General features: G+C 66.1%; 22 protein-coding genes, 1 tRNA gene and 1 pseudogene. 16 read left to right on the forward strand and 8 right to left on the reverse strand.

What is annotated here, in order from left to right:
- The first annotated feature begins 116 nt into the window (after nt 1-116).
- The 3 genes from CHX26_RS04225 to CHX26_RS04235 all read left to right on the forward strand — a co-directional run bounded on the left by CHX26_RS04225 (nt 117) and on the right by CHX26_RS04235 (nt 2,749).
- Nucleotides 117-845 carry a TonB family protein gene (locus CHX26_RS04225; protein WP_104941297.1) on the forward strand — a complete coding sequence of 243 codons (729 nt, stop codon included), beginning with the start codon at nt 117-119 and terminating at the stop codon, nt 843-845.
- Nucleotides 846-911: 66 nt separating this feature from the next.
- Entirely contained in the window at nt 912-1,952 is a 1,041-nt protein-coding gene (locus tag CHX26_RS04230) for a mannose-1-phosphate guanylyltransferase (protein ID WP_104941298.1), read from the forward strand.
- A 23-nt stretch (nt 1,953-1,975) separates the two neighbouring features.
- Complete coding sequence (locus CHX26_RS04235) at nt 1,976-2,749, forward strand: class I mannose-6-phosphate isomerase (RefSeq protein WP_172449882.1); 774 nt, start codon at nt 1,976-1,978, stop codon at nt 2,747-2,749.
- 103 nt (nt 2,750-2,852) lie between these two features.
- Here CHX26_RS04235 and CHX26_RS04240 read toward each other — a convergent pair whose 3' ends face one another.
- The 5 genes from CHX26_RS04240 to CHX26_RS04260 all read right to left on the reverse strand — a co-directional run bounded on the left by CHX26_RS04240 (nt 2,853) and on the right by CHX26_RS04260 (nt 8,489).
- The gene (locus CHX26_RS04240; protein WP_104941299.1) at nt 2,853-5,408 is read right to left on the reverse strand and encodes an HWE histidine kinase domain-containing protein; all 2,556 of its coding nucleotides are present in this window, start codon (nt 5,406-5,408) and stop codon (nt 2,853-2,855) included.
- Entirely contained in the window at nt 5,405-6,007 is a 603-nt protein-coding gene (locus CHX26_RS04245; RefSeq protein WP_104941300.1) for a biliverdin-producing heme oxygenase, read from the reverse strand. Before CHX26_RS04245 ends, CHX26_RS04240 begins: the two co-directional genes overlap by 4 nt.
- A 141-nt stretch (nt 6,008-6,148) precedes the next feature.
- Nucleotides 6,149-6,448 carry a polyhydroxyalkanoic acid system family protein gene (locus tag CHX26_RS04250; protein WP_104941301.1) on the reverse strand — a complete coding sequence of 100 codons (300 nt, stop codon included), beginning with the start codon at nt 6,446-6,448 and terminating at the stop codon, nt 6,149-6,151.
- Between the two features lie 5 nt (nt 6,449-6,453).
- The gene (locus tag CHX26_RS04255) at nt 6,454-7,272 is read right to left on the reverse strand and encodes a hypothetical protein (RefSeq protein ID WP_104941302.1); all 819 of its coding nucleotides are present in this window, start codon (nt 7,270-7,272) and stop codon (nt 6,454-6,456) included.
- The gene (locus CHX26_RS04260) at nt 7,272-8,489 is read right to left on the reverse strand and encodes a toxic anion resistance protein (RefSeq protein ID WP_172449690.1); all 1,218 of its coding nucleotides are present in this window, start codon (nt 8,487-8,489) and stop codon (nt 7,272-7,274) included. The genes CHX26_RS04255 and CHX26_RS04260 overlap by 1 nt, the downstream gene beginning before the upstream one ends.
- 222 nt (nt 8,490-8,711) lie before the next feature.
- Here CHX26_RS04260 and CHX26_RS04265 point away from each other — a divergent pair, with 222 nt between their 5' ends.
- On the forward strand, nt 8,712-10,226 hold the full coding sequence (locus CHX26_RS04265; RefSeq protein ID WP_104941303.1) for a TIGR00341 family protein: 1,515 nt from the start codon (nt 8,712-8,714) through the stop codon (nt 10,224-10,226).
- Nucleotides 10,227-10,241: 15 nt separating this feature from the next.
- On the forward strand, nt 10,242-11,231 hold the full coding sequence (locus tag CHX26_RS04270) for a hypothetical protein (protein ID WP_104941304.1): 990 nt from the start codon (nt 10,242-10,244) through the stop codon (nt 11,229-11,231).
- Nucleotides 11,232-11,238: 7 nt separating this feature from the next.
- Here the strand turns inward: CHX26_RS04270 and CHX26_RS04275 are convergent, their stop codons facing one another.
- Entirely contained in the window at nt 11,239-12,972 is a 1,734-nt protein-coding gene (locus tag CHX26_RS04275) for a fatty acyl-AMP ligase (protein ID WP_104941305.1), read from the reverse strand.
- 143 nt (nt 12,973-13,115) lie between these two features.
- Here CHX26_RS04275 and CHX26_RS04280 point away from each other — a divergent pair, with 143 nt between their 5' ends.
- From CHX26_RS04280 to CHX26_RS16190, 4 genes and pseudogenes are all read left to right on the forward strand, one after another.
- On the forward strand, nt 13,116-13,781 hold the full coding sequence (locus CHX26_RS04280; RefSeq protein ID WP_104941306.1) for a regulatory protein RecX: 666 nt from the start codon (nt 13,116-13,118) through the stop codon (nt 13,779-13,781).
- Nucleotides 13,775-14,290 (forward strand): DUF192 domain-containing protein, encoded by a 516-nt coding sequence (locus CHX26_RS04285; RefSeq protein ID WP_233997271.1) that lies wholly within the window; start codon nt 13,775-13,777, stop codon nt 14,288-14,290. The genes CHX26_RS04280 and CHX26_RS04285 overlap by 7 nt, the downstream gene beginning before the upstream one ends.
- 44 nt (nt 14,291-14,334) lie before the next feature.
- Entirely contained in the window at nt 14,335-14,766 is a 432-nt protein-coding gene (locus CHX26_RS04290) for an NADH:ubiquinone oxidoreductase subunit NDUFA12 (RefSeq protein WP_104941308.1), read from the forward strand.
- Nucleotides 14,767-14,948: 182 nt separating this feature from the next.
- Nucleotides 14,949-15,185 (forward strand): annotated as a pseudogene (locus tag CHX26_RS16190) (DUF2155 domain-containing protein); the annotation flags it as partial.
- Between the two features lie 35 nt (nt 15,186-15,220).
- Here the strand turns inward: CHX26_RS16190 and aat are convergent.
- Complete coding sequence (gene aat / locus CHX26_RS04300; protein WP_104941309.1) at nt 15,221-16,021, reverse strand: leucyl/phenylalanyl-tRNA--protein transferase; 801 nt, start codon at nt 16,019-16,021, stop codon at nt 15,221-15,223.
- 92 nt (nt 16,022-16,113) lie between these two features.
- Between aat and CHX26_RS04305 the strand changes: the two genes are divergently transcribed.
- The 5 genes from CHX26_RS04305 to CHX26_RS04320 all read left to right on the forward strand — a co-directional run bounded on the left by CHX26_RS04305 (nt 16,114) and on the right by CHX26_RS04320 (nt 17,925).
- A tRNA-Trp gene (locus tag CHX26_RS04305) sits at nt 16,114-16,189 on the forward strand.
- Nucleotides 16,190-16,423: 234 nt separating this feature from the next.
- Nucleotides 16,424-16,576, forward strand: a complete 153-nt coding sequence (locus CHX26_RS15825) for a hypothetical protein (protein ID WP_172449692.1) — start codon at nt 16,424-16,426, stop codon at nt 16,574-16,576.
- Between the two features lie 184 nt (nt 16,577-16,760).
- Nucleotides 16,761-16,991: a preprotein translocase subunit SecE gene (secE, locus tag CHX26_RS04310; protein ID WP_104941310.1), complete on the forward strand. Its 231-nt coding sequence runs from the start codon at nt 16,761-16,763 to the stop codon at nt 16,989-16,991.
- 50 nt (nt 16,992-17,041) lie between these two features.
- Nucleotides 17,042-17,578, forward strand: coding sequence for a transcription termination/antitermination protein NusG (nusG, locus tag CHX26_RS04315; RefSeq protein WP_104941311.1), 537 nt, complete (start codon nt 17,042-17,044; stop codon nt 17,576-17,578).
- Between the two features lie 143 nt (nt 17,579-17,721).
- Nucleotides 17,722-17,925 carry a hypothetical protein gene (locus tag CHX26_RS04320; protein ID WP_104941312.1) on the forward strand — a complete coding sequence of 68 codons (204 nt, stop codon included), beginning with the start codon at nt 17,722-17,724 and terminating at the stop codon, nt 17,923-17,925.
- Between the two features lie 139 nt (nt 17,926-18,064).
- Here the strand turns inward: CHX26_RS04320 and CHX26_RS04325 are convergent, their stop codons facing one another.
- A complete protein-coding gene (locus CHX26_RS04325) occupies nt 18,065-20,719 on the reverse strand; it encodes a DEAD/DEAH box helicase family protein (protein WP_146107649.1) in 2,655 nt (884 codons plus the stop codon).
- A 520-nt stretch (nt 20,720-21,239) separates the two neighbouring features.
- Between CHX26_RS04325 and rplK the strand changes: the two genes are divergently transcribed.
- The gene (gene rplK, locus CHX26_RS04330; RefSeq protein ID WP_104941314.1) at nt 21,240-21,671 is read left to right on the forward strand and encodes a 50S ribosomal protein L11; all 432 of its coding nucleotides are present in this window, start codon (nt 21,240-21,242) and stop codon (nt 21,669-21,671) included.
- Between the two features lie 4 nt (nt 21,672-21,675).
- A complete protein-coding gene (gene rplA, locus CHX26_RS04335; protein ID WP_104941315.1) occupies nt 21,676-22,368 on the forward strand; it encodes a 50S ribosomal protein L1 in 693 nt (230 codons plus the stop codon).
- Nucleotides 22,369-22,417: the final 49 nt, after the last annotated feature.

Raw genomic sequence — 22,417 nt, forward strand, 5'->3', positions numbered from 1 at the left:
GCGGTCGATCGCTGCACTCCATCGCCAAGCGCCCGGGCTTTGATATAAAGGCAATCAACGGACTGCGGCTGAAACTGCATCCGAAACGGAGCGATAACGGAGCAGGTCTTTCGCCGATGCCGACCACCCGCAACTTCCGCACGCGCCGCCGTCGGCTGAGCTGGCCGCTGATTGCGGGTATCATCATGCTGCACCTTGCGGCGCTTTATGGGCTTGCGCGCGCACTTGCGCCGGATTTTACCGCCGTCGTCGAGCGTGAGGTCGTGTCGGCCTTTACCGTTACGATCACGGCGCCGCCAGACCCTCCGCCCCCGCCGGACAATCAGCCTGAACCTGATGAAGGCGCGGCTGGCGATCCTGGACGCGATGCGGTGCCGCAGCCGGTCACCGGTCAGCCACCCAAGGTGCGGGTCAAGCGGGATGACCCGCTTCCGCGGGCGTCATCGACCGGCACGGCCAATCAATCCGGAGCGGCCACAGCCGGCGATGGCACGGGTGCCGCTGGAAGCGGGCTTGGCACAGGCAGCGGCAATACGGGCAGCGGGCGCGGCGGAGTCGCTGTGACGAAGCCCGTGCACATCTCGGGCAGCATCGACAATGCCCGCGATTTTCCCGTGCCGCCCGGAGGGCGCGCGGCGCGGCGCGGGACACAGGTGATTGTGCGGGTGATCGTAACCCCCGACGGGCGCGCCCGCGATTGCCGGGTCTACCGCCCGAGCCCCGACCCTGAGGCCGACCGGATCACCTGCCAGCTGGTCGAATCCCGCCTCGGCTTCCGCCCCGCAACCGATGCCAACGGCAACCCGGTCGCCGCGCCGTTCTACTGGCGGCAGGAGTGGTTCTAGGTGGCATTTTAACTCGTTTCTGCGGGTCATGCTGATATAGGCTTCTGGGAAACGAAGGATATTCGAGTGAGCGCGATCCATCCGGTGATCCTGTGCGGCGGCAGCGGCACCCGGCTGTGGCCGATGAGCCGCAAGGCCATGCCCAAACCGTTCCTGCCCCTGGTGAGTGCAGAGACCCTTTTCGAACAGGCGGTGCGCCGCGTGGCAGGGGATGAACGCTTCGCTCCGCCGATGGTGGTGGCAGGCGCGACCCATGCCGATATCATCACGGCGCAATTGGGTGACGCGCCCGGCGCGCGCCTCGTGATCGAACCTGCCGCAAAGAACACTGCGCCTGCCATCGCTCTTGCGGCGGCGCTGTTGCCCGCCGATGCGGTGATGCTGGTTTGCCCGAGCGATCACCACATCGCCGATGCCGCCGCCTTCCGCGCTGCCGCGCTGGCCGCTGCGGCTTTGGCGCGCGAGGACTGGCTCGTCAGCTTCGGCATTGCGGCAGACCGCCCGGAGACCGGCTATGGCTATCTGCGGCGTGGGGAGCCGCTGGCAGGCGGCTATGCGATCCGCACCTTCGTCGAAAAGCCTGACCGTGCGCGGGCCGAGGCCTATCTCGCGTCGGGGGAGTATAGCTGGAACGGCGGCATCTTCGCCTTTCGCGCCGGGCAGCTGCTGGCTGAAATTGCCGCCTATCGCCCTGAAATGGCGAGGCTTGTTCTCGAAGCGGTGGCAGGGGGTGCCACCGATGGCGTGTGCTTCCATCCCGCGCGCGAACCCTTTGCCGCGATCGCGGGCGATTCGATCGATTATGCCGTGATGGAGAACACCGCCCGCGCAGCGATGGTGCCTGCGGACATGGGATGGTCGGACATCGGCAACTGGGCCGCGCTCGCCGACGCGCTGGTGGGTGAGGCCGATGACAGCGGCAATATCGTGCGCGGTAGAGCCGATCTGGCGGCGTGCAGCGGGGTCTTTGCCATGACTGACGGCCCGCGCATTTCCGCTGTGGGGCTTGAGGATGTGTGCATCATCGTCTCAGGCGGCGAAGTGCTGGTGACCACCCGTGACGGCGCGCAGGCGGTCGGCAAGCTGCCGGGGGCAATCAACCAGTGACTATACGCCGGCTCCCGACCCGCATGGTCGAAAAGGTGTGGGGCCGCGATGTCTTGCCCGCGCCCTTTGCCTCGACGCATGGTGAGCGGATCGGCGAGATCTGGTTCGAACCGCCTGTCGAAGTGCCGCAGGTTCTGGTCAAGTATCTGTTCACAAACGAAAAACTGTCGGTGCAGGTGCATCCCTCCGATAGCACCGCCCTGCCGGGAGAGGCGGGCAAGGAGGAATGCTGGCTGGTGCTCGATGCCGAACCTGACGCAAGGCTTGCGATCGGGTTCGAGCGCGAAATGACGCCTGCCGAAATCGCAGCGGCGGCGCAGGATGGCTCCATCGAAAGCCTGCTCACCTGGCACCCCGCGCGCCCCGGCGATCTGTTCTACCTGCCCGCCGGGACTGTCCATGCCATTGGCCCCGGCCTTGCGCTGGTCGAGGTGCAGCAGACCAGCGACACGACCTTCCGCCTGTATGACTATGGTCGGCCAAGAGAGCTTCATCTCGAGCGTGCGCTGGCCGTTGCCGAGGGTGTTCCCTACGCCGCCTGCCACCGGCGCAGCATTGCCGATGGGCCAGTGCTGGTCGATGGCCCGCATTTCCGGCTCGACCGGATCGAAGGCGCCCCCGATGCCGCGACGCTGGCGGCCTATCCCGGCGCCTTGCTGGCCTTGCCGCTTGAGGGCGAGGTTGCCGCGAAGGACGGCTCGGCGCGGGCCGGGGCGGGGGAGTGTCTGGTCGCCGATGGTCTCGGCAGCCTCGATTTCAGCGCCGCACACGTCACCCTGCTCACCCGCGCCGCCTGATCCGTCGTTGTTTCACGTGAAACCGCGCCGCACACCCTCGCAGATGGGGGTCTAGAGGGGGCTAAGGGGGGTCTGGCAGCCAGCAAGCGCCGCGCAGAACCGATCAGGCCCCCACCAGCAGGCGCTCGATTTCGGTCATGCCATAGGGCTTGCGCAGCACCGCGTCCGCCCCCAGCCGTTCGAACCCGCCTGCCCCTTCGGCATAGCCGGTCGCCAGCACGAACCGCACCCCGGCCGCGCGCAGGGCAGCGGCAATCGGTTCGGAGCTTTCCCCGCCGAGGTTGAAGTCGATGATCGCGAAATCGGGCCGTGCCTCGGCCAGTGCCGTCAGCGCCCCTGCCACTGAACTTTCGATCCGTACCTCGGCCACGCCCAGACGCTTGAGGTTTTCCTCGGTGTCGAGCGCGATGATGATGCTGTCTTCCACCACCAGCACCCGCTCCGGGGCCTGCCCCGTGCCGTCCTGCGCGCCCGCGCGTGCCGGATCGGATTGCGGCGCTGGGGCAGCGGTGCGGCGCGCACCAGCATCCGCCAGAGCGAGATAGCGCGCCGGGACGAGGAATTCTGCCTCCACCCCGGCGAGCTTGTAACGCACATCGGCCTCGCCCCCCAGATCATGCGGGATCGAGCGGGTGATGATGGTCGAACCGAAGCCGTGGCGCGTTGGCGCACTCACCGGCGGCCCGCCCGCCTCGCGCCAGCGCAGCGCCAGATCGCCGAAGGCGGTGCGCGCCAGCGCCACCTCGACCGTTCCCGCCCGCGACGAAAGACTGCCGTACTTGGCCGAATTGGTCGCGAGTTCATGCACCACCAGCGCAAGGATGGTGTAGGCCTCAGGCACCACCATCACGTCCTCGCCCGACAGGCGGAGACGCGCGCGGTCGGTGCCGCAATAGGGCGCCAGTTCAGCCTCGATCAGGCGCAGAAGGCTGGCCGGCCCCCAGTTCTTGGCAGTGATGTTGTCATGCGCGCTCGCCAGCGCGGCGATGCGTCCACCGATGATCGCGGCAAAACCGGGGACGCTCAGGGCCTCGGCCTGCGACTGCGCCACCAGCGCGCGGATCAGCCCGAGGATATTGCGCACCCGGTGGTTGAGTTCCGCGATCAGCAGATCCTGCTGTTCGGCAGCGCGGGCGCGTTCGCGGGTCAGATCGGCGCTCATGCGCAGGATCACTTCGATCAGCGTGCGGCGCAGGCGCGCGGCGATTTCGCATTCCTCCGCGCTCCATTCCGCCGAATGGCCGCGCACGGTTTCGGCCCAGGCGGCAAAGCTGGCGCGCGGCTGGAGCAGTTCGCCGGGCGCGGCGACGGCCTTGGTCGGATCGCCCGCCCAGGTCACGGTGCGGTCCAGCGGGCGGCGCCACAGCACCAGCGAATCCCGCGTGCCGCGCGACAAGGGCAGCACCAGCGCGCCCGCCGCGCGATGAGCGAAAGGCGCGGCTTCCGGCACCGCGTCGGCAAGCCGCGTGGTGGCATGGGTCGCACCGCCCAGCGTGGTCGCGAGCAGCGGCGCGAGCGCGCGGAATTCGGCTTCTTCCGGCGCCTCGCCGCTGGCGCGATATTCGCCGTCGGCAAACAGCGAAATGCCGTCATGCTGGATCGTGCCGCGCAGCAGTTCCTCGATCATCGGCAGGCTGTCCGCCAGAGTCACGCCGCCCGCCAGCCGCAGCAGCAGCCGGTCATTCAATTGCCGGGCGCGTTCGCGCAGGGTTTCGGCCTGCGCCACAAGAATGCGGTCGAGCATCAGCGAGAAGGTCTGGCTGAGCAGTTCCGCCACGGTGCGCAGCGAATAGGGCGGCAGGCGGGCTTCGCGGTGGTGGCACGAGATCATGCCCCACAGCCGGTCATGCCGCACGATCGCAATGGCCAGCGATGCGCCCACCCCCATGTTGCGCATATAGGCAAGGTGCATCTTGGAGTGCGAACGCAGCATCGACATCGACAGGTCGAGCGGCGTGTCATCCGGCCCCAGCGCCGGGATGATCGGCACGGCTTCGGCGTTCATGTCGGCGATGATGCGGAAGCGGTTGCGGCGGAACAGCTCGCGTGCCTGCTGCGGAATGTCGGCCGCCGGGTAGCGCAGGCCCAGAAAGGGTTCGAGCGCGTTGTGCCGGTCTTCCGCGATCACCTCGCCGCTCTCGTCGGGATGGAAGCGGTAGATCATGACCCGGTCATATCCGGTCATCTGCCGCACAAGCCGCGCGGCGGTATCGCACAGGGCAGCGAGGGTGCTGGCCTGTTCGAGCTGGGCGATGACAGGGACGATCATGCTGACGTGATCGGCAAAGTCGTTGCGGGCGTGGGGTTCGAATTCGATGATCGAAAGCCCGCAGGAGCGGTGGACGGCGCAATCGAACAGGGCATTCTGGCCGGTGAGGTCGACACCGAAGCGGCGCTCGAGCGTATCGACCCCGGCAAGGCCCGCCAGCGCGGCTTCGATCATGGCGAGGGCGGGCGGCGCGATGATGCGGGCCAGCGGCGTGCCGGGCGCGGGAGGTTCGGCAAGGCCCAGCAATGCGCCGACATTGGCCGAAGCGTGGGCCACGCAGCCCTGCGCATCGACGGCGATCAACCCCCCGAAGCTCTGGATGGCGGCGATGTGGTGGATCGCCTCACGGTCGCATTCGGTGAGCGAATCGGGGCGCTGGTGGAGGTTCACAGGGTGAGACTTTCAGGCGCCCGCGCGTCTTCGGCGACAGCGAGGAAATGAGCGAAGACGGCCTCTGCCGCGTGGGTTGCGCCTTCGGCTTCGCTGGCGGCGGCGGGGCATTCGATCCGGGCGCGCAAGGCCTGCCAGAAGGCCATCATCGCCGCATCATCCAGAAAGGCGACGGGCCATTGCCCCTTGCCGATGCGGGCAACCTGCCGGGCAATGGCGCGGTTGCCAAGCGCGGAGCCCGCCAGCACCCATGCGGTGCCAAGCGCATGGCCGGGGCGGGTACGGCCAAGCGTGAACAGCGGGGCGGGTGGGGGGAGCGTTACCTCCATTCGCGCAAGATCAGCGGCGATCAGCGGTGTCTGCGGCGGCGGGACGAGATCAGCGGGGGCATGGGCGGCAAGCCAGGCTTCCAGCGGCGCGCGGGCGGCGTGCTGGAGCGCGAGAAAGCGGGCGTAATCGCTGCGGGTCTGCCATCCGCTGGCAGACTGCATCGCATGGTCGAGCAGGTCGTGCGCGGCCATTGTTGCGGCGCGCAGATGGCTGCGCAGATCTTCGCCTGCGGCCTTGCCTGTCCCGCCGTCTGTCCTGACCGGCGCCATGCCACCCGTCCTTCCCGCCCGAATCGGCTCCCGAGCCGATCTGCCACGCGATCCCGAACGTAAGGCAAACAAGGCAATAATTTATGTCAGTTATCTATGACACATGGGTGGGCGTCTGGCAATCGGGAGAGCGGGCAGTGGTCAAGGGGCGAGCAGCCGCCCGCCTTCCTTTTTCACCGCTGCCTCCAGCGGGCCTTTCATCACGCTGAGCAGCATCGGCAGGTTCATCGTGATGATCACCTCGCCATCGCGCACATCGACCCCGCCGGGGATGCTCATGCCCATGACCTCGGCGGTGATGTCCATGCGGTCTTCGTTGGGCCAGCCGGTTGTCACATTGGCGAGGCCGGGCGGGAAGAACCCGGCGATTTCATCGGCGTGGGCGCGCATCCGGCGGCGGACTTCGTCCTTGGGCAGATCGTGGGGGAGGGTGACGCGCATGGCTGTCAGCGTTCCTTACCGGTGGGGATCGCCGAGAAATCCGGCAGCGGGACGCCGGTATCGGGGGCCTCGCGCATATCCTCCAGTGCTTGTGATCCGCCATAGCGATATTCGAGATAGCGGCTCTTGATCGCCAGATCGTCCAGTGCGCCCTCGGCCAGCCGCCGGGTGACCCGGTCGACCTCGCCCGAAAGCTTGGTCAGGCTTTCGACGAGGCGTTCGTCGGCCGTTTTCCCGGCGTGCTGTTCCTTGCGCAGATGTGCGGGGATCTTGCGGTAGTTGTCGATCGTCTCGGGGATGTACTCGCCCACCAGTTCGCGCACTTCGGCCATCGCCGGTTCGTTATCGCCGAGGCCCTTCAGTTGCAGCCCCAGCGCATCGAGCTGCACCCCGAGCTGATCGACCAGCGCCTGCGCGGGCGCAGGAAGGGCTGGGCGCTGGGCTTCGAGCCACAGCTCGGTGCGTGCGACCATCTGCGCCGGATTGCCCAGCTTCAACTCGGCGCGCTTGGGGACTTTCACCTTGCCCGTCATCGCGAACACGCCGACCGCAACCACGGTTGCAACGATGGTCGCCATCAGGCCCCAGAACAACAGCGGGCCGACGACCGCGCTGAAAATCCCCGCGCCGACCCAGATCGCGAAGACAGCCAGCGCGATGTTGCGTACCCGCTTGAGCAGCGCCTTGGTCTTGACCTCGGCCGATGCCCTGCCGATGCTCGCCCCGCGCGGAGCGGGCCGATGCGTCCCGCCGTCGCGCTGCACAGCGAGGCTCTGCTTCGCCTCGCGCAGGATGCGTTCGCTCTCGCGGGTGCTGTCGGCCATCAGCGATCCAGCGCCAGCAGCGACGGTTCACTCGCTGCGACCTTGGCCTGCGCCTGCGCCTGCCCTTCGGCGCGGGCGATATAGCCTTTGGACTTCTCGACCTCGGCGCTGAGGGTGTTGACCGTCTGCTTCATCGAATCGAGCGCGCGCACCTTGAAATTGTCGACCTCATCCATCGTGTCGTAGATGTTCTGGAAGGCGCGTTGCAGCGTCTCCAGCGGGATGGTCGAGGCGGCGGCCTGTTCATGGATCTGCGCGGTCTGTTCGCGCAGCAGCGTGCTGGTCGAATCGATGATGTTGCTGGTGGTCTGGTTGAGGGCGGTGATCTGCCCCAGCACCAGCCGCTGATTGGTCATGGCCTGCGCCACGGTCACCGCGGTACGCAGCGCGCCGACCGTGGTGGTGCTGGCGCGGTCGACGCCCTTCACCAGTTCGACATTGTTCTTCTTGACCAGATCGAGCGCGAGATAGCCCTGCACGCTCACCGCCATCTGGGTCAGCAGGTCCTGCGTGCGCTGGCGGACATAGAACAGCGCACTTTCCCGCAGCGCCTTGGCCTTGGCCGGATCGGAAGCATCGAGTTCCAGCGCCTTGGCCTCCAGCCGCGCATCGAGCGTCTTGGCGATGTGGATCATCTGTTCCAGCTCGCCCATCGCCGCCCACAGCTTCTGGCGTTCGGTGTCGATCGCAGCGTTATCGAGATGCAGTTCCTTCTTCCCGCTTTCGAGCCGTGTCAGGATCGAGGCGATATGCCCCTGTGCCGAGGTGTAGCTGTCGAAATAGTTCTTCAGCTTGTTGCCGAAGGGGATGAACCCCAGCAGCTTGCGCGGGCCGGACAGCTTGCCCTTGCGACCCGGATCAAGGTCTTCGACCGTGCGGCGCAGCTCGGCGAGATCCTTGCCGACAGAGCCATCGGCATCCATCGCCCGCACCGGCCGGTCGAGGAACCGGTTCGACATCGCCGCCGCCGCGCGGATCTGTTCCTGACCCATGCGGGTGATCTGATCGACCTTCTCGCCGAACTGCGGCGAGTTGGCATCGACGCTGACCAGATCATTGACGAAGGCATCCACCTTGGTGTCGAGCTTCGACTTCTGTTCGTCGGTCACCGGCACGAGGCCCGCTGCCTGTTCCGGCGCGACCTGCGGCACGGGATCGGGCGGGGTGAGCGAAAAATCGGTCGCGGTCATCGTCGCCGTCTTGGTTTCGGTGCTCATGTTCGCGTCTCTTGCTCCCTCGGTTCCGCCGCGACCCGCGCGGGGACAATCTGCTGACTGTATTAGTGATCTAAAACACACCTTTCAAGCGCGCGTTATGATGGTAAGCCCTAATGCGCCTCGGGTCTATCGCCTGCACCGCGCCCAATGCCGGGATATCATGGCAATGCTGCGCCTGGCAGGCTATCTGCGGCAAAACGCCAGACTGCCAAGGAACCGGCAATGAACGAAAAATCCGCCTCGGAGGCTCCGGCCTCGCAGACCGCCGTGCTGACAACGGTGGTGCAGACGATCCGCCAATGGTGGACGGTGCACGTCATCGGCCAGGTCGATCAGAGCGAGGTCACGGAAAGCCGGCGCGAGGACAGCAAGCTGTCCGAAAACTACCTGTTCATGACCGCCATGAGCGGCGGTATCGCGATCCTTGGCCTGCTGCTGTCATCGCCTGCGGTGGTGATCGGGGCGATGCTGCTGTCGCCGCTGATGGGGCCGATCATGGGGCTGGGCTTTGCGCTGGCGATCGGTGACTGGGACTGGCTGAAGACATCCTTGCGCACGCTGCTGATTGGCAGCGCGATGGCGGTGCTGCTGTGCGCCGTGCTGGTGTTCTTTTCGCCGATCCAGACCATCACCAGCGAAATCGCGGCGCGCACCCGGCCCAATCTGTTCGATCTGTTCGTGGCGCTGTTTTCGGCACTGGCGGGTGCCTATGCGATGATCCGGGGCAAGGAAGGCGCGATTGTCGGCGTGGCTATCGCCACCGCGCTGATGCCGCCGCTGGCGGTGGTCGGCTTTGGCCTCGCCACCTGGAACTGGACGGTGTTTTCAGGCGCGCTGCTGCTGTTCGTGACCAACTTCATCACCATTGCGCTTACCGCTTTCGGCATGGCCAAGCTTTATGGCTTCAGCAATTCATTGAGCGCGCGCAACACCATGTTCCAGAACATCGCCTTGCTGACGGTTTTCTTCGCGCTGGCGGTGCCGCTGGCCTTTTCGTTGCAGCAGATCGCGTGGGAGACCAACGCCCAGCGGGTGGTGCGCGATGCCATTCGCGAGCGGTTTGAACGCCCGGCGCAGATCGATGCGGTGGAGATCGATTTTGCCGCCGATCCGGTGGGCGTCAGCGCCATCGTGTTCTCGCCAGTGATCCGCCCCGATGCTGAAAGCGAAATCAGCCGGGCTCTGACGCAGCGGCTTGGCAGGCCGGTGGAACTGACCCTGACACAGACCCAGACCGAAACCGGTGCAGGTGCGGCCCAGCGCGCGCAGCTGTCCGCCACGCGCGCGGCAGAGGAAGCCGCAAGCCAGCAACGCCTCCAGGCCCTCGCCACGCGCCTGTCGCTGGCGGCCGGGGTGCCTGAAAACGAAGTGACGATCGACCGCAACCGCCGCCGTGCGGTGGTGCAGGCACGGCGGATCGAGGGCGCAGGGCTGGGGGTCTATCGCACGCTGGAGGCGCGGATCGCGGCGAGCGAGCAGGACTGGACGATCGAGCTTGTCCCGCCCGGCGTGCCGCTGCCCGCGATCATTTCTTTCGGTGCGGAAGGCCCGGACGCAGCAGGCGAGCGGGCCTTGGCGGTGATCGGCTGGGCCGGCCTGCGGCTGGACCGCGGCGTGGTGCTGACCGGCCCTGCGGAACAGGCCGAGCTGGCCGCCGCGATGCTGCGCGAACAAGGTGTCGTCGTGAATATCAACTCCGCCCCCGCCCCGCTGCGCGCACGGTGGGCGGAAGAATAGGACAAGGAGGCTATCATGGGGGGATTGGCAAAGACCGGCTTGAGCGGGCTTGCGCTGCTGGCGCTTGCTGTCACCGCAGGCGCGACGAGCAATGGCGAAGAGGTCGATCCGCTGGTCGCGGTGGTTGAGCTTGACGATGCCGACCGGTTTGCAACGCTGTTTGCAGAGACGGAAGGCGCGCCCGATGCGGCGCAGATCCAAAAGCGTTATCTTGATCCCGCAGGCCGGGCGGTGGCCATCTTTACCCCGAATCGGATCAGGGATGCAGATCACCTCGCTGCCGCGATAGCGGGCGATCCGGCGGCCTATCGCGACGCGATCACGCGCTGCCTGCCGTGGGTGCGCGGCACCGAGCCCGATCTGCGGGCAATCTATCTCGCCTATCGCGGACTGCTGCCCGAACTGCCCTTGCCGCGCGTCGCGATGGTGTTCGGCGCGGGCAATAGCGGCGGCACCGCGCAAGCGGACATGCAGGTGCTGGGCCTTGAAGTGCTCTGCCGCAGGACGCCCGACGAGGCCACCTTTCGCCGCGTGATGCGCGATTTCTACGCGCATGAGACGGCGCACACCTTCCAGCGGCTCGACCGCAAGCGGCTTGAAGCCGATCCGCTGCTGGCAGGCGCGATTGCCGAAGGGACGGCGGACTATCTGGCGCTGCTGGTCACTGGCGAAGTGCCTGATCCGGCGCGCAACCGCTGGGCCGAGGCGCGGGCGGATTTCGTCTGGGCCGAATTCGCGCGCGACATCGAAAAAGCGCGCGATCCGGCACTTGGCGAGGCGCAGCGCTATGGTGTGTTCCGCCGCTGGGTCGGCAATGCCGGGAATGCGCCGGAAGGCTGGCCCGACGAACTTGGCTACTGGGTCGGGATGAAGATCGCCGCCGGTTACGTCGCCAACGCCAAAGACCGGCGCGCCGCCATCCGCGAACTGCTGCGCTTCGATGATCCGCGGGCGGTGCTGGCGCAAAGCGGGATCGTCCTGCCCACGCCCTCACCAGCCGATTGAGTTTGCCTCAGGCCGCCAGATCGATCGGCACAATCTCGCCCGCCAAATAGAGCTTTTTCGCCTTGGCGCGGCTGAGCTTGCCCGAGGACGTCCTCGGCAGGGTGCGCGGCGGCACCAGTTCGACGATGCAGCTCATGCCGGTGACCGAACGCACCTTGTCGGCGATCTGGTCGCGCAGTTTTACGCGCTCTTCGGGGTCGGAGACCTTGCAATGCACCAGCACCGCCGGGGCTTCCTCGCCGTTTTCCATCTCGATCGCAAAGGCGGCGATGTCGCCGTGGTTGAAGCCGGGGAGCTGCTCCACCGCCCACTCGATATCCTGCGGCCAGTGGTTCTTGCCGTTGATGATGATCATGTCCTTCGCCCGGCCGACGATGAACAGATAGCCATTGGCGGTGTAGCCCATGTCGCCGGTGTCGAGCCAGCCGTCCTGCAGGCAATCCGCGGTCGCTTCGGGGTTGCGGAAGTAGGAGTGCATGACGCTCGGGCCGTAAGCCCATACCTTGCCGATCTGGTGATCGCCGCGCAGCGAGCCGTCTTCACCCCGGATCGCCACTTCCATGTCGGGCAGCGGCTTGCCGCAATTGACGATCGCGCGGTAGCGGGCCGGACGCGACAGATCGCGCGGCGCGCCCGAGAGGCGTTCTTCCTCGACCAGTTCGACGCGGATCCCTTCGCCCGGCGGCATCACTGTCACCGCCAGCACCGCTTCGGCAAGGCCATAGGACGGGGTGAAGCTGGACGCCTTGAACCCGGCTTCGGCAAAGGCGTTGACGAAGTTCTGCATCACGTCCGGGCGGATCATGTCCGCGCCGTTGCCCGCGATGCGCCAGCGCGACAGGTCAAACCGTTCGGCGACATTGCTCTGGCTGGAAATGCGGCGCGCGCAGATATCGTAACCGAAGGTCGGCGAGTATGACAGCGTGTTGCCCGGATTGCGGCTGATCATGTCGAGCCACGCCAGCGGGCGGCGCGCGAAGGCATCGGGCTTCAGGTAATCGCCCGAGACCTGATTGGCGATCAGTGAGAGCAGGCAGCCGACCAGCCCCATGTCGTGATACCACGGCAGCCAGCTGACGCAGCGATCATTCGCGCCCAAGTTCATGGTGGTCGCATGGCCGTAAAGGTTATGCAGCAGCGCGCGGTGCGTCACCGCCACCCCGGTCGGGAAACGGGTCGAGCCGCTTGAATATTGCAGATAGCAGATATCGTCCGGACTGGCCTGCGGCAGATCGCATTCGGGCGCGGGGCGCTCGGCGAAATCCTGCCAGCTTTCGGCGGCACAGTCCTGCCGTGCGGCGGCGGCGGCGGCCATTTCGGCGATTTCCTCGGGGTAGAGCAGGATCTTCGGGTCCGAGCTCATCAGCTGCACCGCCAGCTGGTCGATGAAGCTTTCCTTGCCGCCGAAGCTGGTCGGCAGCGGCAGCGGCACCGGCCACGCCCCGGCGTAGACGCAGGCGCAGAACAGTGCGGCAAAGTCCGCCCCGGTTTCCGCGATCAGCGCAACGCGGTCTTCCTTGCCGATCCCGGCCGCGATCAGCCGGCGGGCCATGACCAGCGCATCCTCGCGCATTTCCGCATAGGGATAGACCCGCGCCAGTTCCCCGCGCATGTCATGAAAGTTGAGCCCCTTCAGGCTCTGCGCAGCGTAATCGATCGCTTCGTTGAAGGTTGCAAACTGCGCACGGATGCGCGGCAGGTCGCAATCATTCGGCGTCGGCGTCAAAACGGCGTCGGTCATATTTTTCAACGATACCCGTCAGTTGCGGCGCGTTCCGTGGTATGTCCCCGCTCGCGCTCTGGCGTTACCCCCGATCGCCAGTCATAATCTGGCGAATTACCAAGGTTCGCATTTAATAGAGAAGGTGGCACGAATAAGGCGAAATGGTGTCACGTAAAGCGAATTCGTCATCATCCGGTCGTGGAACCGGGGAGGATTCCGGGCGGGAACGCCAGGTTGGCAAGCGGGCGAAGCCTCCGCTGACCGAGGCCGCCCTGCGTGATCTGGCGCTGCATTATGCGGCGCGCTTTGCCACGACCGCTGCGCGGCTGGAGGCCTATCTCGTCCGCAAGATCAGGGAGCGCGGACTGGCCGATGATGGGAACGGGCGGACAGTCGATCTGGACATTCCCGCGCTCGTCGCAAGGCTGGTGGAACTGGGCTATGTCGATGATGATGCCTATGCCCGCATGCGCGCCCGCGATCTCGGCGCGCGGGGCTATGGTGCGCGGCGGGTTGACGAAAGCCTGCGCCATGCCGGCGTTGGCGAGGCGCTTCGCCAGAGCCACGCTCCGGGCGAGGCCGCCAGCCGACAAGCGGCTGTCCTGATGGCGAAGAAGCGGCGGCTTGGCCCCTTCGGCGGCTCCCGGCCTCAAGGCGATGATCCGCTGCTGGCGCGCAAGGCCCACGAAAAAGCCGTTGCAGCAATGCTGCGCGCAGGCCACCACTATGATCACGTGCGCTTCGTGCTCGCCGCCGCCAGCGAACAGGACGTGGAACAATGGCTGGACGAGGCAGCCGATCAGGAAGGACATCAAGGCTTATGGTAAGACGGATGCTGACAGCGGGGGTAATGGTGCTGGGCGCGCTGGCGGCGTGCTCTCCGGGGGAGACTGCCACGGCGCGGGCGCAGGCTCCCGCTGCTGCGGCGGCCCAGACAGCGCGGCATCCGGTTTCCGGGCTTGAAGTGATCGATCTGGTGGTCGAGCGCGGCGCGCAGAAACTGGCCTTCAGGGTCGAACTGGCGGCCTCGCCCGAAGCACAGGCGCGCGGGCTGATGTTCCGCACCCAGCTGGGTGACTTCGAAGGGATGATCTTCCCCTCCGCTGCGCCTGAGCCGCGCAGCTTCTGGATGAAGAACACGCCGCTTTCGCTTGATATCATCTTCATCGGGCCGGACGGGCGGATCGCCAATATCGCAGCCAATACCGTGCCCTATTCGCTCGATTCGGTGACCTCCAACGGCCCGGCCAGCGCCGTGCTGGAACTGCGCGCGGGGCGTGCTGCCGCACTCGGGATCGTGCCGGGTGACAAGGTGATTTACACGCTGCCGCGGTGATCTTCCTCTTGGCGCTCCGGCGCAATTGGGGTAGGCGCGCGCTCATGGGAATCCTGATGAAAATCTTCACCTGGTGGGACGGGGCCACCATTGGCACGCACCTTTGGGCCAGCCGCGCCAAGGGCGAGCACGTCGGCACCGATGCTGCCGGCAACAAGTATTACCGTGAGCGCGCCCGCACTGCCGGGGTCAACACCGGATCCTACACGGCCCGCGAAAAGCGCTGGGTGATCTATAACGGCGCCAATGATGCCAGCCGCGTCCCGTCCGAATGGCATGGCTGGCTCCACGGCACCTATGACGATGTGCCAGAAAGCCACCTGCCCCCGCCCAAGGTGTGGGAGGCTGATTATACCCCCAACGCCACCGGGACAGTCGCGGCCTACCGTCCACAGGGCGCGCTTGAGCGCGGTGGCCAGCGCGCCCGCGCTGTGGGCGATTACGAAGCGTGGACGCCCGGCGGCGCGAACAGCTGAGACCGGCGGACATGCGCGCCCTCCGCCTTGCTGCCGCGCCGCTCGCCTGCGGGCTGGCGCTGGCTCTGGCCGGGTGCGACGATGGCGCACCCGAGCCCGAGACGGTCAAGGTCGCGCTTGATGAGGCCGATCCTGCACCCGCCGCCTCGGCGGCCCCTTCTGGCAATGATGGCGCGACCCCGATGGCCGAGCGTGTCGCGGTGCTGGGTCTTCTGAACAAGCGCAACAATGTCTCAGAGGACATCCGACTCAAGCCTGGCGAAAGCCGCGAGTTCGGGCCGGTGATCGTCCGCCTGTCGGCCTGCGAACGCACCGCGCCGTGGGAAATGCCGCAGGAGACGGGTGCCTTCGTCCAGGTCGACATCCGCGAACGCGGCGCTGCGCAGCACCGCCGCGTGTTTTCAGGCTGGCTGTTCCGCGAATCGCCCAGTCTGAATGTGGTTGAACACCCGGTCTACGATGTCTGGGTCAAGGACTGCACGATGCGCTTTCCAGGTGAGGAGGCTTCCGCCGCGCCGTCACCCACGCCGTCGCCCGCCGCTTCGGGCAGTCCGGCACCGCGCCCGACGCCGTCCGCCACGCCTGAACCCGCGCCTGCTGCATAGCCTTCGGCAAAGCTGCGCCACGCCATGCCGAGGCTGGCGCGCGGCTGACCTGCCGCCTTCTCCACCAGCCGCCGATAATCCGCCTGCGCCATTTCAGTCGCGCCCATCGAGCGCAGGTGCTCGGTCATGAACTGGCAATCGAGCAACACGAAGCCCGCCCGCCGCATCAGCGCCACCAGCCATGCCAGCGCGACCTTGCTGGCATCCGGCACGCGGCTGAACATGCTTTCGCCGCAGAACACCCGGTCGAAACTGACCCCGTAAAGCCCGCCGACAAGGCTCTGCCTTCCGTCCGCATCCGTCAGCCAGCATTCGACCGAATGGGCGTGGCCTGCACGGTGCAGGCCAAGATAGGACTGCACGATCCGCTCTGAGATCCAGGTTTCGGGATGGTCGGCGCGCGGTTCTGCGCAGGCGCGGATGACCTGTTCGAAGGCGCGGTCGACCGTCACGGTGAAGCGATCCGCGCGGATCACCTTGCGCAGCGAGCGTGCGATGTGCAGCCCTTCCAGCGGAATGATCGCCCGCTCGCGCGGCTCCACCCAGAACACTTCGGCATCCTCGCGCCGGTCGGCCATGGGGAAGATTCCGCTGCGATAGGCAAGCAGGAGGGTCTCGACCGGGATCGGAGGGCGATGGGGCGCGTGCATGGTTGCGCTGCACAATACAGGGGGAAAGGGTTTGAGGCAAAGAGGATTGCCTAACCCAAGCGGCTCGGATAAGGGGCCGCTTCCGCCAGTGCAGGGGTGTAGCTCAGCTGGTAGAGCATCGGTCTCCAAAACCGAGGGCCACGGGTTCGAATCCTGTCACCCCTGCCATTCTTGTTTGCGAGCCCGGCTCCGCGGGCTTGTCCTCGCGGCAATTCCTTCACTTCGTGCCGGGCCGCTGCGGGCGGGCGGTCGCCCTTGCGACGCCTGTGGCGTCGGCTCGTGCTTGCCGCCGCGAGCTCGGGATGCGGTCATTTACCGCCTTCCCCGTTCATCCCCCCGCAAGGCGAACCGTGTATTCCTGTCGACGAACCGATTGACCGACCTCGCACAGGAGGCACGAAGATGAGCGCCTACACCTTCCGTTCCTCGCGCCCCGATCATTGGGTGAGCCCGCGGCCGACGCGGGATCCGGCGCGGCGGCGGGCTATTCACGGCCCGTTGCAGCCGATGCAGGCCGAGGCCGGTCTGCTGGCGCGTCTGTTGCGCCTGGGCTGACGCGGCGCGCGCGCGCGCCAAGCCGCCTTGCATTTGCCCGGCGGCGCGCGTATGGGCTGACACGTCTTTTCCGACATCGGCAGATCATCCAGCCCCTCCGGCGACCTTGTCCCGGGCGGCGCGGACCCCTACCTGAAAGCCGACCGGACACGACACGGGCATTACGCGAAGGAAACGGGCTATCATGGCCGAACAGAAGCAAGTCGCAGAAGAAAAGAAGCGCAAGACCTCGCCGGCCGAGTTCTTCTCGCAGGTGCGCGCCGAGGCCACGCGAATCGTGTGGCCGACCCGTGAGGAAACCGTGCGCACGGCGATCTTCGTGTTCATCTTCATGGTGATCTTGTCGCTGTTCTTCCTCGGCATCGACAGCGCCTTTGGCGCGATCGTGCGCACCGCGATCAGCTTCCTGCAATAGCCCTGCGCGCTGCGCTGCGCCCGTCAGACCCCATTCTCAAGGACATCGTCATGGCCCGCTGGTACATCATTCACGCCTATTCCGGTTTCGAGAACAAGGTGCGCGACGCAATCATTTCCGAAGCCGAACGGCTCGGCCTTTCCGAAGGCGTCGAGGAAGTTCAGGTCCCGACCGAAACCGTCACCGAAGTGAAGCGCGGCAAGAAGGTGCAGGTCGAACGCAAGTTCATGCCCGGCTACGTGCTGGCCAAGCTGAACATGACCGACGACATCTACCACCTCGTCAAGAACACCCCCAAGGTGACCGGCTTCCTCGGCTCGGGCAACAAGCCGCAGCCGATCTCCGAACGCGAAGCCGCACGCTATTTCGGCGGGGTGGAAGAGGCCAAGGCTGCGCCCAAGCGCGATATCAGCGTCGATTACGAGATCGGCGATTCGGTCAAGGTGCTCGAAGGCCCCTTCGCCAGCTTCAACGGGATCGTCGAGGAACTCGATTTCGACAAGGCCAAGGTCAAGGTCAGCGTGTCGATCTTCGGCCGTGCGACCCCGGTCGAGCTCGATTTCGAACACGTGGAATTGTCGAAGTAGTGACCTTTGTGTGCGTGCCTGCCTCCGCAGGCACGTCCTCGGCGCTGTTCCTTCGTCGCTTCGCTCCTGCGGGCGCGCGCGGTCGCGCTTGCGGCCTCTGCGAGGCCGGTGCAGCGCCACGATTGCAGGGGTGGACTGGGCCAGTGAAAACCCGCCCCGGCATCTGCCAGAAAAAGCGCCGCTTCGCCTCGCGAGAGGCGGCGGAGCAGGTGGCCTTGCGCGCAGATGTAACCTTGCGTGCCTACAAGTGCGCGCTGTGCAAGGCCTTCCACCTCACCAGCCGCACCAAGGGCCTGCGACGCCCGCGCGCGGCCGGGGATGGCGATGCGACCAGCCGCAAGGCCTAGCCCCGCGCCGCGCCGGCCATTACACGCGCTATGCCCGCTTGCGGGATTGGGCTTCCGGGTCCGTTATGACGGGGTCTGGGTGGAAAGCTGCCCGTCTGCAATTTCGGCCAAAAGGCCCCCGATCCCGATACGCACGGGCTCAAAGCCATACCGAGCGCCGTTCCACCCGCCGCTGGAACGCCGCCGCAAACGAGGACGCGCGCGCCCGCAGCAGCAGGCGGCGTCCTTCGGCGCTTCGGGTAAAGACGAGGTCGGACGAACCTACCTGACCAATCCAGAGTTCGGCGAAGCGTTCCGCTGCTTCCTTGCGCGCGCCAAGCGCAGCAGGGACCGCATGGTAATCAAGACGCCCGCGCGCACCCAGCCATGACTGGCGCACCATCAGGTAGCGCGGATTTTGCACCGGGCCGAGAATCTCGGCAACGGCCTGCATCACCTGACGTTCGGCGGCGCGGCTTACGCCGGTGAGGATCACGTCCTTGCGCCCATCCAAGCTCGTGCGGATTTCGACCGCGGCGTTCTCCCAGTCGCCAAGGCCGATCACGCCGACATCGAACAGGGCGCGCAGTGTGACCCACACCACCTCGCGCAGGGATCCTTCCAGCGAGCCGTTGCGCCAGGCGAGCCGTGCGGCCTTGGCGAGGCGGGGCAGGCTGGCGAGGGTCGCGATGCCCGCAATCCCCATGCCGACCAGTCCGAAATCGCTGAAGCTCTCCACCCCGCGCAGCGCATCGGCAGCGGCCATGCCCCCGGCGCCTGCCGCGCTCCAGCAGAGCGCGTGCAGCGTGTCGCTCCAGCTGAGCGCGCGCGGGGCGTAGCTGGCCGCTGCGGTCTCGCGCACCCTTGCGCGCGGCGTGCCTTCACCGAGCGACACCCGCCAGCGCTCGGCAATGGCCGGACGGTTGGCGGCGATGGCAAAGCTGCGCTGGTTGCTGCCGTCAGCCGATAGCGCAGGATCAATCCCAAGCCGCGCCAGACCATCCTCGATCAGCGTCGAGGGGCCATTGGCGATCCCCTCAAACGCCTTGAAGCGCCGCGCGACCACATTGAGGTCCGACACCTCAGAGGCACCGCCATCGCGCAGAAAGCCCCAATCGAAAGTCTGCGCCAACGCCTCCCAGCTTTCACGATCCGCCGGGTCGATGGTGGCGAGATGCCAGATATTGGCGACCTTGTCGGGCCGGGCAGCATCGATCCTGATCGCTCGTCCGCGCGTCTGGTTGGAGAGCATGAAGGAGGCGGTGTTGCTCGCCAGCACCAAGCTGTTGAGCACCGGGGCATCCCACCCTTCGCCCAGCAGCGATTGCGTGCCGACAAGGATATGCAGGTCGCCGCGCGTGAACATCTCCGTGATCACCCGCACCAGCGCCGCCGAGCTTCCGGAGCGGCAATCGATGCGGACATGGTCCGGACAGCCCGGCACAGCGGCATCGCGGAAGCCGTCAGGATCAATCCCAAATGCCCGCGCTGCCGCCTGCAGGCTGTCCATGGCGCGTCTGGGGATCAGCACCAGACTGCCGGTCAGCACCGCCAGATAGTCTTCATCAATTGCCGAGCGCCGCAGCATCTCGAAGATCGGTACCACGCCAAGCTTGGCGGGACGGTATTCCGCGTCGGGCCGGGACGGCAGCTCGCCCGCGCGGATATGGTCGGACAGCACCACCATACGCAGGTCCGCGCCGAGCGCTGCGGTCTCCGCCTTGGCGATGGCGATGATCGAATCGAGCTTGGCGAGGCTCGCCGTCATCAGCCTGAAGACCGAGCGCGTGTGCCGTAGCTGCACCCTTCCGCCCTCGATCAAGCCCTCGCGGTGCAGGCGCTCGCGCAGGTGCTTGAGCCGCGCGGGATCGAGCGGAAAGCTGTCGGCATGGCGGAACAGCACCCCGTCCAGAAAGCGTTCGAGCCAGAACAGCGAGGGGGCCGGAACATGGCTGGCGCGCACGCCGAGCAGCTTGAGCGGTGGTCCGGGCAGTTCGCGGCCTGCCGCAGCGAGCAGGACCAGCACGGATGACAGCATCTCGGGCGCTTCGAGGATCGCCTCTATGTTGCCTTCGGGGTCAGTCAGCCACGGGTGCGCGACCAGCCAATCGAGCAGGCCGCTGTCGCTGCGCAGGTCGCGCGCCAGGTCTCCCACCGCCGCGCGCCGTCGGTCGAGCAGTTCGAGCGCATCGCCGGTCGGCGTGGACAGGATCAGGTGATCCTGATGCGGGCACAGATCGCCGTTGCGGACGAGTTCGGGGATGCCGATTTCAACGTCGATCGGTCCGCACAATTCCTCATAGCGCGACCATTCGGCGAAAGTGGCGTCGTAGGGCGGGGTCGCGGTCAGCGCGACAAGGCGCACATCTTCAAGACGCTGGGCGAGTTCGATCAGGGACTTCCACCACTCCCGTCGCAGGTGATGCGCCTCGTCGAGCACAAGTGTGAGCGGCCCGTGGGCATTGAGGTTGGCGATCAGCGCGTCGATTTCCTCTGCGCGGCGAAGGCTGTCGAGCGCCTGATAGGTTGTAAGGGTCAGTTCCGCAGGATTGCCGAGATCGCGCGAAATGGTGCGAGAAGGCGGCGGCGCATCGAGGAACAGCGGGACAAGCCGCTGCTCCCACTGGTCGCGAATGGCGATGGTTGGCGAGAACACCAGTGCCGGCCTGCCGAGGCGGCGGACGATCTCCAAGCCAAGCACGGTCTTGCCCGCGCCCGGGGCGGCGACAACATGCAGCCGGCGATCGTCAAGATGCTGATCCATTTCCTCAAGGACGCGCGCCTGATAATCGCGCCACTTCGCCTTGAAGTTCATCTCCTTGAGCACGTCGAAGCGATAGCAGCGTCGATCGACCGCAACTACGAAAATTTGTGCGCATTATGTCCGCTTTGGGGTCGATAGCCGAATGTCCGCTTTCGGCGTGGCGTGAGCGATTGCGGACATTTCCTACCTGCCTGCCAGCCGCTACCCTGCGCGCCGGCTCTTTCCCAAAGTTCGGCGCGGTCTCACAGGCCGTTGGATCGGCGAGGCGCATGACAAGGCCCCGCTCCCCCTGTCCGTCAAGTGATGAGAATTGCAGTTTTATTGTTTTATATCATGATGTTGTCCGAGAAGGGTTTACTTGACAGGGTGTCAAGTTTGTCAAGCGGGATCGGGCGGGGGGCGCAGCGGCTTGCTTTTTGCGCCGGATGCCCCTAACCGCGCGCCTTCGCTTGCCTGCGTGCGAGTGATTCCGTGCGGGAGCCCGGGCCATGCACAAGGCCGGGGCGCTGGACCGCTTAACATGAGCCCGCATCGAAAGAGGCGGGCAACAGTGCGACAGGAGTAAGGCCTCATGGCCAAGAAAATCGAAGGCTATATCAAGCTGCAGGTGCCTGCGGGCTCTGCCACCCCTTCGCCGCCGATCGGCCCGGCGCTGGGTCAGCGCGGCGTCAACATCATGGAATTCTGCAAGGCGTTCAATGCCGCCACGCAGGAAATGGAAAAGGGCATGCCGATCCCGACCGTGATCACGGTCTATGCGGATCGCTCCTTCACTTTCATCACCAAGACCCCGCCCGCCAGCTTCTTCCTCAAGAAGGCAGCCAACCTCAAGTCGGGCTCGAAGGAGCCGGGCAAGGTGTCGGCCGGAACCATCAAGCAGTCGCAGATCCGCGAGATCGCCGAAGCCAAGATGGCCGACCTGAATGCCAATGACATTGATCAGGCGATGAAGATCATCGCCGGTTCGGCCCGTTCGATGGGCCTCGAAGTGGTGGAGGGCTAAGCACATGGCAAAGATCACCAAGAAGGCGAAGGTGCTGGCCGGTCTCGATCGCGAGAAGCTCTACACCATCGACGAAGCGCTGGCCGTGCTGCGCCAGTTCAAGGGCAAGTTCGACGAGACTGTCGAAGTCGCCATGAACCTCGGCGTCGATCCGCGTCACGCTGACCAGATGGTGCGCGGCATGGTGTCGCTGCCCTCGGGCACCGGCAAGGACGTGAAGGTTGCGGTGTTCGCGCGCGGCGACAACGCGGAAAAGGCGCTGGCTGCCGGGGCCGACAAGGTTGGTGCGGAAGACCTCATGGAAGACATGATGGCCGGCAACCTCGATTATGACCGCGTCATCGCCTCGCCCGACATGATGGGCGTGGTCGGCCGTCTCGGCAAAATCCTTGGCCCCAAGGGCCTGATGCCGAACCCCAAGCTCGGCACCGTGACCCCGAACGTGGCGCAGGCCGTGACCGACGCCAAGGCTGGCCAGGTCGAATTCCGCGTCGAAAAGCAGGGCATCATCCACTCCGGCATCGGCAAGCTCAGCTTCTCGGATGACGCGCTGAAAGCCAACTTCAAGGCGCTGACCGAAGCTGTGGTGAAGTCGAAGCCGAGCGGTGCCAAGGGCAAGTATGTCCGCAAGGTCTCGCTGACCTCGTCGATGGGGCCGGGCCTCAAGGTCGACCTGTCGGAAGTCGAAGGCGCGTGATCTGAAGCGCTGCCGGACGATCCCTCAGGGTTCGAACGGTTGACAATGC

Source organism: Porphyrobacter sp. HT-58-2, assembly GCF_002952215.1.
GTDB lineage: Bacteria > Pseudomonadota > Alphaproteobacteria > Sphingomonadales > Sphingomonadaceae > Erythrobacter.